Source organism: Methanobrevibacter sp. (genome assembly GCF_030539665.1).
Lineage (GTDB): Archaea > Methanobacteriota > Methanobacteria > Methanobacteriales > Methanobacteriaceae > Methanocatella.
Window position 1 is genome coordinate 150,648 of sequence record NZ_JAUNXR010000002.1, and the last position, 17,239, is coordinate 167,886.

Annotated in this window: 11 protein-coding genes; 2 read left to right on the forward strand and 9 right to left on the reverse strand. The window is 34.8% G+C overall.

Going from position 1 to position 17,239, the window contains the following annotated elements; all coding sequences use genetic code 11:
* Positions 1-44: 44 nt before the first annotated feature.
* The 7 genes from Q4P18_RS03295 to Q4P18_RS03325 form a co-directional block, all read right to left on the reverse strand.
* Positions 45-2,783 carry an STT3 domain-containing protein gene (locus Q4P18_RS03295; protein ID WP_303335543.1) on the reverse strand — a complete coding sequence of 913 codons (2,739 nt, stop codon included), beginning with the start codon at positions 2,781-2,783 and terminating at the stop codon, positions 45-47.
* A gap of 227 nt (positions 2,784-3,010) precedes the next feature.
* Entirely contained in the window at positions 3,011-7,687 is a 4,677-nt protein-coding gene (locus Q4P18_RS03300; RefSeq protein ID WP_303335546.1) for an Ig-like domain repeat protein, read from the reverse strand.
* Positions 7,688-7,803: 116 nt separating this feature from the next.
* Complete coding sequence (gene topA, locus Q4P18_RS03305; RefSeq protein ID WP_303335921.1) at positions 7,804-9,972, reverse strand: DNA topoisomerase I; 2,169 nt, start codon at positions 9,970-9,972, stop codon at positions 7,804-7,806.
* Between the two features lie 426 nt (positions 9,973-10,398).
* On the reverse strand, positions 10,399-10,722 hold the full coding sequence (locus Q4P18_RS03310) for a DUF86 domain-containing protein (protein ID WP_303335549.1): 324 nt from the start codon (positions 10,720-10,722) through the stop codon (positions 10,399-10,401).
* 3 nt (positions 10,723-10,725) lie between these two features.
* Positions 10,726-11,019, reverse strand: coding sequence for a nucleotidyltransferase family protein (locus Q4P18_RS03315; RefSeq protein WP_303335553.1), 294 nt, complete (start codon positions 11,017-11,019; stop codon positions 10,726-10,728).
* A gap of 407 nt (positions 11,020-11,426) precedes the next feature.
* Entirely contained in the window at positions 11,427-13,313 is a 1,887-nt protein-coding gene (serB, locus tag Q4P18_RS03320; RefSeq protein ID WP_303335556.1) for a phosphoserine phosphatase SerB, read from the reverse strand.
* 12 nt (positions 13,314-13,325) lie between these two features.
* Entirely contained in the window at positions 13,326-13,871 is a 546-nt protein-coding gene (locus tag Q4P18_RS03325; RefSeq protein WP_303335558.1) for a TATA-box-binding protein, read from the reverse strand.
* Positions 13,872-14,059: 188 nt separating this feature from the next.
* Between Q4P18_RS03325 and cyaB the strand changes: the two genes are divergently transcribed.
* On the forward strand, positions 14,060-14,602 hold the full coding sequence (cyaB, locus tag Q4P18_RS03330; RefSeq protein ID WP_303335561.1) for a class IV adenylate cyclase: 543 nt from the start codon (positions 14,060-14,062) through the stop codon (positions 14,600-14,602).
* 11 nt (positions 14,603-14,613) lie between these two features.
* Here cyaB and Q4P18_RS03335 read toward each other — a convergent pair whose 3' ends face one another.
* Positions 14,614-14,778 carry a hypothetical protein gene (locus Q4P18_RS03335; protein WP_303335564.1) on the reverse strand — a complete coding sequence of 55 codons (165 nt, stop codon included), beginning with the start codon at positions 14,776-14,778 and terminating at the stop codon, positions 14,614-14,616.
* A 335-nt stretch (positions 14,779-15,113) separates the two neighbouring features.
* Between Q4P18_RS03335 and Q4P18_RS03340 the strand changes: the two genes are divergently transcribed.
* Complete coding sequence (locus Q4P18_RS03340; RefSeq protein WP_303335566.1) at positions 15,114-15,293, forward strand: hypothetical protein; 180 nt, start codon at positions 15,114-15,116, stop codon at positions 15,291-15,293.
* Here Q4P18_RS03340 and Q4P18_RS03345 read toward each other — a convergent pair.
* Complete coding sequence (locus Q4P18_RS03345; RefSeq protein WP_303335569.1) at positions 15,290-17,227, reverse strand: hypothetical protein; 1,938 nt, start codon at positions 17,225-17,227, stop codon at positions 15,290-15,292. The two genes, Q4P18_RS03340 and Q4P18_RS03345, sit on opposite strands and share 4 nt — an antisense overlap.
* Positions 17,228-17,239: the final 12 nt, after the last annotated feature.

The window sequence follows — 17,239 nt, forward strand, 5'->3', positions numbered from 1 at the left end:
TCTAAAAAAAATTTAAAAGTAATTAGGAAAGAATCCTAATTAACTTATTTACCAGCTCCACCAGCTACTGTGTTATTGAAGTTTACTTGCCATAATGAAACTCCATTCTCCATATGAACCTGTGTGAAAATGTCCTGATTGTATCCCCCTTCCAAGTAGAGGCGTGTAAACATTGAATCACGCAATATGTTGCTCATGAGAATTGGAGTGTATGAGTTTCCTTCAGCCATTAGGAATATTGTGTAGTTTCCATCTACGCCGCTAATGGTTTGGTTTTTCATCATCTGGTTATTTTCAATAACAATCAAATGAGAAGCATTCAGTGGATTGTAAACACTATCATTTACTTTTAACGGTTCGCCGGAATCTGTAATGACCGCTTCTGTGTGAGCAGTGGTTGTGTTATTGCCAGCTCCCCTCTGAATAACAATATTGTATGTAATACCACTTTCACTAAGAATAGGATATTTGACTGTTTGACCCGGATTTACGTTAACCGGAGATGTTGGAATGAAATACTGATAGTTTTCAGAAGATTGATTTTCAAAGTTCCAAGATCCGAAGTAACTCCACCAGCCTGCCTTTTGCAGCATATCTGAACTTGCAACAAAGATTACAGGACGTGGATTTGCCGGGTGAGTGTATTTGACAACACTGTCTGCCTGTGAACCAGATAAATGATATTTGTTGACTAAAGTGTTTTTAGCATCACCAGCAGTCATTGGTAAAATGTCGCACAATATGCTTGTTGTTTTACCACTGTCTCCAGTATAGTTATTTAATTGTTCTACCGCTTTATCACCGGTTGTATCCAACATTCTAAATATACCTGCAGATAATTCCAGATTATCCGTTGTCATAGCCTTACCTAGCCAGAATGCACGTTCACCAGTCTGTGAACCACCGTCAAAGGTAACTTGCCTGTCAGCAGCTACTTCAAAGAGATAACCGAAATCCCACCAAGATGTGACTACAGTATTTTCAGGAGTGTTTTCATTAATCCATTCCAATGAATTCCACATTGCATCATTGGTACCTGGAACTACCTGATTGGAAGTCTGGTATGCACCACAGACTGTAGGTGATACAAGAGTTATTATGACCAATGCGATAGCTATCCATTTCTTAATAGGCACGTTAGTGGAAGTTGCAGTTTTCTTATTTTTAATACCGAAGATGAATATGGCGCCTAAAGCAATGAATATTGCCATTACCGCCAAACCTAGGATATTGTTAAGTACAACTATTGGGAATCCACCAAGAACAGCTCCTAAAACAATTATGAACATTAACCAGTTGTCGCTTATTTTTGTATCCTTAATGTAAGAGACAGCATAACCTGTAAACATACCAGCCATAAGACCGAATGGCAATACTAAAGTAGTAATAAACCTTGAACCTTGTGTTACAGCTATGATTGATGTAAGAGTCCATACTACAAAGAGAGTAGTGTACATCAATGTGATGCGTCTTGAACTTTCAATTTCATCATGAGAACTAAACTCTTGAAGACTGCTAAGTGAAATTTTCAATTTATGTTTATCATCAATTCTTTTAGCTGAAGATTTTCTTTTAGATTTGTGTGGCTTTTTGGAAACGTCAACATTGGATTTAACTTTAGCTGATCTGAGTTTCCAAAGCTTGGTTGCCAATGTGTACAATACAATTAAACCAGCAAACAAAACAATTATTCCACCAATACCATTAATTACTCCATTAGAGTTTGCTAAAAATGCTGCTGCCTTACCGGAACCTACCAAAGCAGGTTTTTGCATCTCAGCAACGGAAATAAGTACGTTCGGGAATCCTCCAACGATAGCTGAAGTAGATTGCAAGTTAACCAAAACATTAAATTGTCCAAATAATCCAGTTATACCATCAATTCCTTTTGTAACTCCTAAAATGACAAATCCGATTACACCAAGCAATATGATCGAATACAAATCCTTCTGGTGTAGGAACCAGGATATTCTGCTTGGATACTTGTTTGGATCGCCGTTTCCAATTTTAAGAACATAGCATAAGATAAGGTAAACTATTGAGAAAAGACCCATAACTGCTATGTAAAATACATAACCAGTCCAAGAAATGGAGAAAAGACCTATTGCACCAATTGACAATACTGCAAATACAATCTTTAAAATGATATTTCTTGTACGCAAGCTCTCCATGAAGAAAAATATGAAGAACAATGCAAATATGAAGTAGAACATATCTGTATCGAAAAATCCTGGATATGTGTGTGCGAAATAGTTTGGAGCCAATGCAATAAGCAAAGCAGCTACAACAGCACCATAATTGCCAGTCAATCTTCTAGCAAATATGAATGCCGGAATTACGGCAAGACATGAAATCAATGCTCCTGTCCAGAATGCCACTTCCCTTACATCATAAGAACCGCCATGTCCAGCAAACAATCCAAAGATTCCATTTCCAATACCATTAGCAAAATCATACATTGCGCTTGTCACATAGACAATGCCCATCTCATAATCAACCTCTTGATTATCTGGAGCATACCTGTGAGTATCCATCTCCGTACCGTTGACCACTACATCCCCTACATGACCTGTAGTGATGTAATTGTTAGTCAATCTAAAGTTATAATACGAATCCATTTCACTAAAATAAGGAAGCCCATGAGAATCTATATAATCTGCCTTTGCATCGTCTGGAAGATAATTAAGATCTGCTGCAGGAGCTCTTAATGCGAAAACAAAAGCGAATAAAATCAATATAAGAATAATTGATTTTCCTATTGTTAATAACGTTTTTTTGTTCATCGAAATCCTCTTTACTTTCATATATATGCTACTCAAAAACCTAAGCAACATATCTTTAAAATTCAGTTTTAAAATATAAATGGTTGAATAAAAATATAAAAAATATTTTTATTGAATTATATTTTATTTTTAACCTTATTAAGTATTTGTGTTTTTAAAATATATTTGATACATTTTAAAGAAATTTTTAATATTTGACAAAAATAAAAAAGAGTAGGGAATAATCCCTAAGCAGCTTTTAAGATTTTAATTTTATTGAGTGCAGTTACGCCATTGAAACTCGCTGCAATGGTATAGTCTCCAGCGATTAGGCCGATAGGCAATGTAGCCACCCCATTTGAATCTGTTTTGATGGAATATTTCAAATCCTTGAAGCTTGCCCCATTAAGAACCACGGTAATGACCTTGTTTGCCAAAGGAGCACCATTATCCAAAAGCTTTACAGTGTAAGGAGTGCTTGTCTTATAATACTTGACAACATCGCTAGCTACAAGCTTATAAGAAGAAACCACTACAGAAGAAGATACCACTACCTTGTTTGAGATGGTTGCACCGTTGAATGTGGCCTTGAATGTGTATTGTCCTGCACTTAAGCCAATAGGCAAGCTAGCAACACCATTTGAATCAGTAACACGATTATATTTCAAGTCCTTGAAGGAACCCCCATCAATGGAAACAGTAACAGCAGCCCCTGTAACAGAATTGCCGCTTCCATCCAACAAAGTAACCTTATAGGAAGTACCATCCTTAAAGACCATATTAATGTCCTTACTTACCAATGTGTATCCCTTATTGCCCACATTGATTTTGTTGGTAACTGATGCCTCTCCATATTGGGCAGTTACTGTATAGCTTCCAGCACTTAAGCCAATAGGCAAGCTAGCAACACCATTTGAATCAGTAACACGATTATACTTCAAATTCTTAAAGGAAGGACCATTAAGAATCAAGGAAACCTTTACACCTGAAACTGGATTGCCTCTTCCGTCCAACAAAGTAACCTTATAGGAAGTACCATCCTTAAAGGCCATACTAATGTCCTTACCAACCAGTGAATAAGAATTGGCATTTACCTTGATTGAGTTTTCTATAGACACTGAATCATAATTGGCGGAAATTGAATAGCTGCCTGGACTTAAGCCAATAGGCAAGCTAGCAACACCATTTGAATCAGTAACACGATCATACTTCAAATTCTTAAAGGAAGGACCATTAAGAATCAAGGAAACCTTTACACCACTTATAGGAGTTCCATAAGCATCCAACAAAGTAACCCTATAGGAAGTACCATCCTTAAATGCCATGGTAATGTCACCAGATTCCAATTTGAATCTTGGCAAGACGGTCAACAAATTATTCAAGTCATCAGCTTCGTAATTGTCTCCAGTATATTTGGCAGTGAACTGATAATCCCCATGATTTAACTCATTCAAATCTAAAAATCCTATTCCCTCAACCAAATCAACATCATAATATTTGCCATTGATTGAAACCCTTAGGTTGCTGTTGTCGTCATTAGGACCTGTAAACTTAATCAATGTGTCCCCAGCAACATTGTTGACAACTTCATAAGCCACAGTGGCCTTAATCTTACTTACATGAATAAGATAATCATCTGAAGCAGGATTATGGTTATTGTCACCTGCATAACTTACAGCTACATTATGTTTGCCTGGAGAAAGTGAATCCACCTTAAATAGGGCAGCCCCATCAGATAATGCCTTCTTATCGTAAAGATTGCCGTCAACATACAAGTAGACCTCACCAGTGGCTTTAGATGATGAAACTGAAACGGTTATTTCACCTTCTTTAAGGTTTCCATCGTCTAAGTTAACATTTACTGATTTTTTGAAAACATCAAAATCTGCCTGGCAGACTGCAGGAAGATAATTTTCATTGCCTGCAAAGGATGCTGAAATCAAATATGAGTTAACGGACAAATCATTGATAGGCAAAACTCCAGAACCTCCAACCAAATTCAGATTGTAATTTCTTCCATTGACATTTATTGAAATGGCACCTGATAAAGGAGCATTGTTAACTCCAACCATTCTGACGTTGACAATAGCTGTTCCACCATATTCAACATCAGCAGCAGAAATGCTTAAGGTAGGTTGAGCCTGCAAAATAGACACTCTGGCAGAGTTTGTATTTTCAATGTCGTTGACCTTTTCCAATTTTACAACATGATTTCCTGCATTTAAAGATCCCAAACCAAGACTGGTTGTTTTTGAGCTTATTTTAACAGTACTAATCTTCAAGCCATCAACATATACGTTGTAATCACCAAATTGACTTTCTGAAGCTCCAATAATAACACTTGGGGTTGTACCATATGTGAATTCCCCACCAGTAATTGAAATCATGTTATTAAGATTCACAGAAAGAATTCCTTCTTTTACTTTTAAGTTTTTGAATCCTTTAGGAGAACCTGACAATGCGTATTGGCCCACATTAGTTGGAACGTAATCCAAAGACCATACATTGCCAGAATAGCTCATTTCTCCAAAATTGTCAATGCTTAAACTGTCCACTTTGATTGAATTGCCGTTGTCGTCTGTTAAGGTGGCTGTCAATTGAAGCTCCTTATTTACAATACCGTTTGCATCATTAAAGACCAAATTAGCTTCACTTTCAATTGTTCCATTATTATAGATTCCAGGAGTGTTGGAGTTTATTATATTATTTTTAAGGCTAGCTGTTCCGTTAACAAAGATTTCAGATACTCCAGGATTACCATTGATAAAAATACAGTTAACAATAGTTCCATTACCGTTTATAATAATGGAATTTCCATATTCTCCGAAGTTGTTGCTGAAATTGGAATCAAGAACAGTTAGAATACCTCCCTCATCTATCAAAACTGCAGTACCTTTTGAGTTTATAATATTGATATTTTTAAGAATAACATTACAACCTTTAGCTATTTCAAAAAGAGAAATGAGATTGTTACCGTCAACTGTTGAAAAGCCTTGCCCATTGCTTTTTGCACCATTTATAGTGATGTTTTTGTTAATTATGACTGTTTTCTCACCTAATGATGCGAAATATGTTTTGTTGTCCAAAAATATCTCGGAATTGTCTTTTGCAAGATTTACTTTGTTTTGAATGGATTCGATTATGTATTTTGATGTGTATGCCTTGATAACCGGTATTAAATTAACATCCAAATGTACTCTAGCCCATTCACCATCTACACTATGCATTATAAATTTTACTGTGAATTCATCCCCTGTTTTCAATGGAATGTATTTGTCAAGCTCTATTGTGTAATAACCACCAGAAATCTTAGTTCCTGTTTGATTGAGAACTGACTTGCCATTTAATGATATTTGAATCTCATAGTCATATCCAGTGTAGAAGGAAGTTGAAACTGCCACCAAGTATTCGTCATCTGTAGCTTGGAAAGAATTTGAAGCCTCAGCTGTTTTAGGTCTTGCCATTACATTGGAGGATTCACCCCTTATCTCATTTTGATAGTTTTTATCATATCTCAATGTATCATTGAAAATGAAAGTCCACATATTGGTATATGCAACTGATTTATCATAATAGGATATGTAGAAAAATCCATTACGGCCCCAATACTTACCCCAGCTGTTTTGAACTATGAAAGCACCATCACCCTCTGGATATGCTCCGTTTACAGGATTGAAGTTGTATCTGCTGTAATTGTCATCCCATCCAACAAGTGTTACTGCATGTCTTGAGCTTGTATCATACTTAGGATTGAAATAATCTCCATATGCAGTACAGTAATTTCCAGCACTGAATGAAATCCAGATAGCTCCATAATCCATCAATGCCTGTTTGATATACTGAAGATTGGTACCATTCCCATCAGGAAGCTTATAACAGTTCTGAACATGAATCATAGTGTCCAAAATTTCGGAATGATGGAATTCCTGAGTCCAGTAATCCTCATCATCATAGACAGGACCTATCCAAGAAACAAGATAAGGAATTGCATCTCTGAAAAATGCTCCACTATCATATGTAACTGATGGATTAATATATTCCATGATTACATTAACCAGATTAGCCACTGAAAGAGTATTTTTCCATGAATTAAGGTCAAATAGATCTGCACCATTTGCTTTCATCATACATGACTGCAAGGTTGAAATAAGAGCATGAGCCCAACAGGTTCCAGTACTTCCCTGATGTAGAACAGGACTTACATATCCCAAATCCTTTAGGGAAAATCTTGAAGGAAAAGACCCATTATAGAGAGGATTATACATAAGCATATTATAATCAGAACTTCCGATAAAACCAAATTCATTATCTCCCATCTGATAATTGGCATAGGTAAGATTCAGCTTTTCATCATTTACAATCACGTCAATGGCTGCTGAGGATGGTGAATCGAATTGAGAGTTCAAAAGGTAAAATGAATCAGATTCACAGTAAATCTCACTACCGTTCATAAGACAGCTGTTGTTTGTAAAGTAACCGTCAAAAACGTTTAGACTGCCTCCACTGTAAATCGCCCCTCCATAGTTTCCATAATTGTTGGAGAAGTTACAGTTGCAGATAATAAGCTTGCCATCACCATTCAAAAGGATAGCTCCCCCATTCTCGTCACTTAAACCATTGATGAAATTTATATTCTTTAAAATGACAGAATAATTGTTATTTATTTCGATTATTCTGGACAGTCCATTAGCATTTAATGTAGAACTACCAGTATTGTTCTCATAAGCTCCATCAATGATTATATCTCTGTTAATTGCTAATTGCTTTCCATCACCAACATAATCTGAATTGTTTAAATATACAATTGGAGCATCACCGTCAATTGCACTTTGAACATCAGCAAAAGTTGAAGTGTTGTTTTCTGCACTTACTGCAGTTATTCCAATTAGCAAAATCACTATTAAAAAAAGAATTTTGCATTTCATTAAAAAAAACTCCCAATATTGAACATATGAAAAGTACAATATTACAATTATAATTAAATTTATAGATTTTATTAAATATAGCTATGTATTTGTAGTAAGAAAAAAAAGAAAAAAGGTTATTTGGAAGCCTTTAAAATGGCATCCAATTCATCAACACCACATGTAAACCTGCATTTAGGGAATGATTTGCAGCCTATGAATTCGCCGAATCTTCCAGAACGTTTGATGAGGTCACCGCCACATTGAGGGCATTTGCCAACGATCTCCTGTTGTGCAGGTTTGGTTTTTTCCTTTCCGCAGTTAGGATCAAGACATGCGTGAACTGGAGGCTTGCTTCCAAAGGAAATCATAGGCAAACCACATTTGTCACAGGTCTGTTTAAGGAACCTTGCACCTTTCGGAAGTGAAAAGGTAGTTTTGCAGTCAGGATAATTGGAACAGCCAACAAAAGACTGTTTGGTTTTAGGAGAATATCTCTTAACAAGATTTCCATCACAATTAGGGCAAGGACAGATGATGTTACTTTCCTGATACGCGTCATAGATATGGGAACCTATCTCCTTTTCGTTTTTCTCAATATCCATAAGTATGTTTGTAACTTCCTGCCTGCCTTCCTTGATAATCTCGTCCTTGGTAGCCTCATCGTCGTTGATTGACTCCAGCTTATTTTCAAACTCCCTTGTTAGCTCTTCACTGGTTAGATTGCTACAGTACTCGTTCAATGTATCGAAAATGTTCTCTCCAAGCTGGTTGACTTCAATCTTATTGCCTGAAATGTATTTTCTGTCATATAGCTTTGTAATGATGTCAGCACGAGTGGCCTTTGTTCCCAATTCTCTCTTTTCAAGTTCTTTAATGAGAGAAGCTTCATTGTAACGGGCAGGAGGCTTTGTTTCCTTTTCCTCGGAAATTATTTCCTCAACAGCCATGACGTCCCCCTCATTGATTTCAGGGAATTCCTCATTGTCGATCTTTCTAAATGGATAATGCTCCATCCATCCCTTGTGAGTTACCCTTCTACGTCTAAATCCAAACAGTTCTTCGGAAATATTGATATGGGTACTCATGCTTTCGAATTTGGCCGCTTCAAAGAAAAGAGCAATGAATCTGTAAACGATAAGGTCATAAATCTTCTTCTCATCCTTATCCAAAGATTTAGGCAAAATTCCAGTTGGATGAATAGCAGGGTGTGCAGCATCATCCTTTTTACCTTCATGAGGCTTCAATTTAGATGGAAGCTTAGCAATGTGCTTTCCAAATTCCTTGTTTTTCTTAAGCTGCATGAAAATATTCTTAAAGTCAAGACTTTCAGGGAGTTTTTGAGAGCTGGTACGAGGATATGAAGTGTAACCGTCACTATACAATTTTTGAGCAATTACCTGAGTCTTTTTAGGTGAAAAACCGAATACATTATAAGCTTCCGCCTGAAGACCTCCCAAATTAAATGGAACCGGAGGCTTGGTGGTTGAATGTGAAATCCTAATGGAATCCACAACTCCATCCTTACCATTGCATTTGCTTAAAATCTCTTCAGCGCGAGCCTTATCGAAAATCTTACCATCAACATGATCTGCAACAATGTCATAATCTGCCAATTTAGCTTTAATGAGCCAGTAAGGTTCAGGAACAAATTCCTTAATCTCCTTTTCACGTTCCACAAGAATGGATAATGCAGGAGTCTGAACCCTACCTGCAGACAGACCAAGATATCTTGATTTTGCAGCCCTTACAGATTGAGTTAAAGCCTTTGAGATGTTTACACCAAAGTAATAATCCAATACATGCCTAGCTATTCCACCATCAACCTGATGCTTATCAATATCTATACGGTTTTCATAAGCCTCAACAATGTCTTTTTTGGTTAATGTGGAAAATTTCATACGAGAAGCTTTTTTCAATGAATCCTCACCGCAGCCATACTTTAAAGTGAGATAACCAATTAAAGTTCCTTCAATATCATAATCGCAAGCATGAATATATTTGTCAGCACCCCTAGCATGCTTTTCAATGGCCTTAACATAATTTTTAGTATAGGCCTTATTTTTCTTATCAATCTCATACAAAGGTGCCCAATGAAGATCAAAAAAGAATTCATCCTTAGGATTGTCCTTAGCCAATGAATACAAATGTCCAACAGCAGAGAAAATACTTATATCCTTCTCATCCCTTTTTAATTTCCAATATTTTACCTTTTTATTATACTTAAAAGCCTTTGCCTTAGGATCCAATGCCTTAGCTATCTTTTCGGCAGAACTAGGCTTCTCACAAATTATTACTTCATGCATTTTAATCAATTGCTCTCCCTTTTGTTAAATATAATTTAAAGAATATTAAAATATAAAAAGATTTTGATAAAACGACTTGTAAAAGTCATTTGAGTTATAGCCTATTTGATTTTAAGCTATATTTTGCTTGTAGGAATTTTTTTATTCACATTATTGTTTTGTATTTTGTTTTGTTTTCTGTTTTTGTATGATGAATATTGATTATGTTAAATTATACTAATTGATGTCGTGCACATATCTTTGAAGTATGAAAGTGCAGTGAATTATTACTGATTCTTTTTGTAAATTTTCAATTGATAAATCTAAAAAAATATTCGTAGGCAAAAACCCTTTGGAAGCACAAGATTAAAAATAAAGAAACAAATTTTAAAAAATAACAAACAATTCTATAAATCCATAATACTAACACAATGGATTTAATATATATTATTTTAAAAAGTCTTCACAGACTTCTTTTATTTTTGGGATATCATTATTTATTACATCCCATAGTATATCCACATCCAAGTTGATGTATTGATGTGTTAGAAAGTCCCTTGTCTTGCACCATCCACTCCATTCTATTTCAGGTTTTGCATCCACTATCTCTTCAGAAACTCTTTTACAGTGTTCTCCTATTTGTATGATACAGAGAGCACAGCAGTCCTGATATGCAGTACTCCTTGCAAAGTCTTCGTAATTTTCACCAAAAAGTTCCACATATTGTTCTACGCGCCTACAAAACATCAATATTTGTTCTAGGACAAACACATCCTATCCTTCATAGATTAACACCCTATTTTCACCGATGGCTTCGTCAAACTTTTTACTGATGCCTGTAGTTAATAGAAGATCCACTTTGCATTTCAGTGCTTTTATTATTCTGTCCCAAAATGCTGCAAGTGTTACTGCTGACATGTGTGGTGCTTTTTCAACAAGCAAATCAACATCACTATCTTCTGTTGCACTTCCTTTCGCATAAGAGCCAAAGAGATATACCTTTTTAACACCATATTCCCGCGCTATAGGTTCTATTTCATTTTTAATAATTGAAATTGTAAGCATCATATCATCTTCTTATATTAATAATTATTTAAAATATTATTTAATAAAAGTTACTTTAAAAAAGACTCTTTCAAAAAGTCTTCTGATAAGTAAGTATTCCGCATTTTATTCTTGTCTTGTTTTGAAAGGATTGTTTTAATTCATTATTGCTTTTAAGAATAGAAATATGTATGTTATTATAATTAGTAATGGAATATTGATTAACCAAAACAAAAAAGTGCAAAGTTGTCACTAAAGACAGCAAAAAATAGTAAAAAATAGCCTATCTGACTAGTAGCAGAATATGTAAACAATAGCCAATATTATGATTGTTAAAATTGTTAAGATAATGTATTGTTTGCGACTTACCATAATAACCCATTTTAGTTTTTTAAAAAAAGAAAAAAGTTAAAAAGTATATGAATACTTGTTTAACCTATGTTGTACTTTTGTAAAAGTAAAAGCTCTTCAGTAGATAATTTTCCACCGTTTTTGAATTTTTCAAAGATGGTTTCAGCTTTTTCTTTTTCTTCGTTGTTTTTGTTACCTTTTGGACCTGATTTGTTTTCAGATTTTCTTCTTCTAGGTTTGTTGGTACCTAATTTTTTATTGATAACGTGAATATCACTTAAAACAACTTTAAACTCTTCGTGTTTTGCAGAAGCGTTTTTACGAGCTTCGATGAATTTCTTGTGAGCTTCATCAGCAGCAGTTCTAATATCATCAGTTTTTCTGAAGAATTCTAACATTTTTTCGTGTGCTTCTTGTGCTTTTTCAGAAAGTTCAATAACTTTAGCGTGTTCTTCTTCGGATAATTTTTTAAGATCTTGAGCTTCGCCTTGAACTGATTCATCTTCTTGAATCTCGTTTAATTGTTTTCTTAAATCATTTGCATTTTTAACAAGTTGATTTTCTTTTTTGATATCTAAAACACGAGTTTCAATGATTTTATCAATCTTTTTAATCTCATTTTCTATTTTGATTTTATTACGTTTACCAGAAGACCATTCTAAGTTTTTAAGCTTGTTGTTAGCCTCATTACGTGCTTTTTTAGCTTTTTCAACTTCTTTGTTGATCTCATTACGTTCGTTTCTGAATTCAATAGCTTTATTTAAGTTTTCTTTTAATGAAGCATTCAATTCATCACGTATTTTACGTTCTTCTTTAGCAATTCTGTTAAATTCTTCCCTTTCATCAGCAATTTTGGAGATTTCAGCTTCTTTTTCGTCTTTTTGTTGTCTTACACCTTCCATGGTGTCAGCAAGTACAAATTCGGATTTTGGAAGGGAGTCTTTTTTAGCTTCTACTTCTTCAGCCACTTGTTCACCTACTTCTACTTCTTCAGCTGCTTCTTCAAGTTCTTCTTCCTCTTCAGCTTCTTTGATAGCTTCTTCTTCAGCAGCAACTTCAGGAACAACTTCATCTAAAGCTTCTTGGATTTCTTCAGCGTCCTCTTCTTCGATTTCGACGTCTTTAGCAGCTTCTTCAAGTTCTGCTTCTTCCTCAGCTTCTTCTTCAGCAGCTTCAACAGCAGCAACTTCAGGAACAACTTCATCTAAAGCTTCTTGGATTTCTTCAGCATCTTCTACTTCAAGTTCAACATCTTCTGCTGCTTGTTCAAGTTCTTCTTCAACAGCTTCGTCTTCGATTTCTTGTTCAACAGCAGTTTCTTCAGCAATATCGGCAGTTAATTGATTATTAATTTCATCAAAGACTTTGGTTAAGTCTTTATCGTCTACAACAATGTCAGCTATTTCTTTTACAGAAGGTTTTGCATTGAATCCGATTCCAATTCCTGCAGCTTCAATCATGGAAATATCGTTTGCTCCATCACCAACTGCAATAACTTCATCTAAAGAAATACCTTTTTCTTCAACAAGGTCATTTAAGACATCTAATTTAGTACCAGATACTAAAGGACCTTCTACTTCACCAGTCAATTTACCATCTTCAACAATGAAACTATTAGTGTAAATGTAATCAACACCTAATTTTTCCTTGATTACATCTGCAACTACATCAAAACTACCACTAATAATTGCTACTTCTAAATCTTCATCTTTCAAATTATTGATAGTTTCTTCAGCACCATCCATTAATGGAAGTTCATCAGCAACTTTTTGAATATCTTCAATGGAAGTTCCTTCAAGAAGTTTAACTCTATCTTTGATAGCAGTTTCAAAGTCTATTTCCCCTTGCATAGCTTTCTCAGTAATGTCAGCTATTTCATCTTCAACGTTTGCTAATTTTCCTATCTCATCTATTGCTTCACCATCAATAATAACGTTATCTAAGTCAAATACTACAAGTTTAATCAACTATACCACCAATTATATTAAATCTAGCTCACGTAATCTGTCGTAAGCTCTTTCGACACCAAGTTTAGCGTCGTCACGGGTTTTAGCACCAGTACAAACAACTTTACCGGAACCAAATAATAAAAGAACTACTTTAGGATCAGATAATCTGTATACTAATCCTGGGAACTGTTCAGGTTCATATTCTGTATCTTCAAGTTCTAAAGCTACAGCTTCTAAATTTAATGTGGATTCTAAATTACCAGAAGCCACTATGTTTTGAATTATAATCTCAAACTCATGAGGAATATCAGGATCGACTTCCCTCATCAAATCAACAGTTTTTTTAATTGCCAATTTTGAATCGTCAATTGATTTAGCACCAGTACACACAAGTTTTCCAGAACTAAAAATTAACGCAGCTGTCTTAGGTTCTTTTAGTTTGAAAACTAATCCTGGGAACTGTTCGCGATTAAATTCGACACCTTCTAAAGCTTTGGAAATCTCAGTAAGAACAATATCTTTTCCAATACTTGCAGAAGCCACAATGTTTTCAATTTTAATATCAACATCGGTCAATTTAAAACCTCCAATTAACTTTTTAAAATAAGTAAAGTAAGAATTTAAAATAAAAAAATTATCCTTAAATTTTTACTATTAAATAATATTATTTAAATAGTATATAAAGGTATGTTTATTTTAATATAAAAAAATACTATTAATCTTAATAACAAAATATCAATAAGATACATGAAGGTTTTGATAAGATGATAGAGGTTGAAGTTAAGGCAAAAATCAATGATTTTGATGAAATGGAAGAGAAAATATTAGGCATAGGTGCTGTAAAAACAAAAGTTGAATTTCAGGAAGATTTGTACTTCAACAGCCCAATAGTGGATTTTGCCAAAACCGATGAAGCTTTAAGAATAAGAACAACAAGAAAGGAAGATGTTGAAAATATTTTCATAACCTACAAGGGCCCAAAGATAAACAAGGAAGCCAAAACACGCAAGGAAGTCGAAATGGCTATTGAAAATGCCGAAATGGGAAACGACATCCTTGAAAGCATTGGATTCAGACAGGTACGTGCCGTCAGAAAGAACCGAAAATACTTCGAATATGAAAACTTCGAGATAAGCCTTGATGACGTGGAGGGCCTTGACCCGTACATGGAAATCGAAATATCCCTGCCAGACGGAACAGACTATACCGAAGCCCAGAAAAGCATTTTTGATTTATATGAAAAATTAGGTGTTGTTGATGGATTTGAAACAACATCCTATTTAGAATTATTAGAAAATAAAAAATAGGATAATAAAAATTATCCTATAAGAATATCTCTTGTTAAAAATCCATCCTTTTCAGGAGAAACATTTTTAATATGTTCTTCAGCTGCTTTATCAAGAATTTCAATAGGTATTTTCTCAAATTCCTCATTAGGCAACATTTGAAGTTCTCTTAATGTCATATCTTCGTATTTTTTCATAATATCGCCCGAAATAGCTCAATGCCATTATCATAAAAAAAAACATACGGCAATTCTGATTTAAGTTTTTCCTTAATCAAATTCATATGCTCAAATATATGGCCAAATAACATTTAAATATTTGTTAAAGCATTATATAAATCTTATTTAGAATATTAGTTAACATGACTACTTGAATAGTAAAATAAATTGATTACAATTGTTTAAAGTTAAAACAATTTTATTAAGTAAAATCAATTTTTCTAAATGAAAACCATATGGAAAACTTTTTAACCTATTAAAATGATATTATAAAAATGTGTTTAAAAGGAGGTTAAAAAATGCGTGACGATACAATGGTATGCGATCTCTGTGGAGCAGTGAATGAATTTTTGGCAATCCAATGCTGGAACTGCGGCTATTGGTTCAGCCAGGCCGACTACATTTTCCCGCTGGCCGCATCACAGGTCTACGAAGGAGAAGAGCTGGAAGAGAAGCTTGAGGAATATAGAGAACACAGGGATGAACAGTATTAACTTAAAATCCCCAGAACTTCCCCAACCAAATCAGCATAGTCCTTCAAGTCAGAATCAAAATAGTGCCACAAGTCAACATATGAAAATGACAGCAGCTCTGTTTTTAAAGAGAAGTACTTGTCCATGAAATCCTCCCTGCTTATTTTACCCAATTCTACTTTTTCATATTCAAACTTGCATTTTGAGCAGTCAAGAATCAATGAACGAATCTTGTTTATTTCAATGTCAACCTGCTTCAGACCTTCCTTAAGGTTAAGCAAGTATTCCGCATGCCCCTTCAAATCTGAATCGAAGTATGGAATCACTTCCAGATAATTGAAATCATCGATCTTGTCCTTGAATTCGCCGATGTCATCAGGAAGTGTGGAATCGCTGTTATGCTTATCGATTACTGATTTAAGGCCTTTCAGTTCATCGATTTCTTCCTTGACATCGCTGAAAAGTTTTTCCATGTCTTCAATGTCCCCATATGGAACCTTGAATGATGAGTCAAAACCTTCCAAACCCTTCAGGTCCATTGAATGCAGCCTGTCCAACATTTCCCTGTATTCATTCAAGCGCTCGATTTTGGAAGAGTCCTTGATTGAGCCGTCATTTAGGAAATTCAAAAGAATTGAGACCTTGAAATTGCCAAAGTCAAGGGAATCGATATCAGCATTCACCTCATCAATCCTATTGAGAATCCCCATATAAGCACTGAACTGGTTCTCTTCAATGAGATCATCGTATTTCTGATTGAATTCAGACAGTTCCCCATTGAAACTGGCGAGCTTTTCCAAGTCATGATAATCCATAAAGTCTTCCCATCTTTTGTTGAACTCTTCAAATTCCCTTTCGAATGAATTCTTCCTGTCCAGTTCCGCTTTTCTTTCGGAGAGTTCCATCCATTCCTCATCGAAATTGTTTAAGAACTTCTGTGCCTTTTTGATTTCGTCGGTGTTTTCCAATAGCTTGAAATAGTCAAAGGAGAACAATTCCTTCTTGAAATCAGAATGCTTTTCCAAAAACTTGCTTTTGGTATACTCATCCACTATGCCTTCAAGCAAGCCATCGAAATCCTGATAAAAAGAAGGGATTTCTGAATTTAGCTTATTGACCTTATCCTGTTCCATGTCAACATGAGTGAATTTAACTATAAGCTCCTTGATTGTGTCAACATCTTCAAACAGCGACAAGTCAAAATATGGCACCAGATCAATATATTCAATTGAAGCAAGAGCCTTTTTAAATTGAGAATAGTTTTCCGGCTTCTTTGAAAATCCGTTGAAATACTTTTTAAATTCACCAAAATGTTGTTTTGAATCCTTAACAATTTGGGATTCATTGCCTGCAGTTTCTAAGAAATCATTTACTTCATTTAACTCCTTAGTTTTGTTAGAAATTCCATTATCGTAGACCTGCATAAATTCATAATGGCCATTGGCAGCAACTTCCCCAACATTTAAAGAAACTATATCCAAATATTCCTTTTTGGCCTCATCAGTGATTTCATCGTTGCTTAAAACCTTCAACACTGTCTTTTTATCAATGTCAACTGCATTTATGCTATCTAAAAAATCATCCAGAACATCTATAAATTCGCATGCTGCATGAAAATTCCTTAAAAGAGTTTTATAGTCATCATTTTCAATTACAATCATTTCTGGAAAATTGTGGTTGGAAATATCCTCTTTAAAAGAGGCGGCCTGTTTATAAAGCTCTTCTGTTGAATTGTTATCAATAGCTGAAAAGAATCCTTCCCACTTCCTCAGGCTTTCCAAATCATCAATAAGATCTTTTTCAGCTTCCTTATTTGATGACAATGCTGATTTCAATTTGGAAAATCCTGTATCTTCGGTTAAATAATAATAAACTTCATTGTTGCATTTTTTGCATTCTGTAACATCTAAAGAATTGTACTCTTCCCTGCATTCCGGACATATTTTTTTAAGCAATATTTTACACCT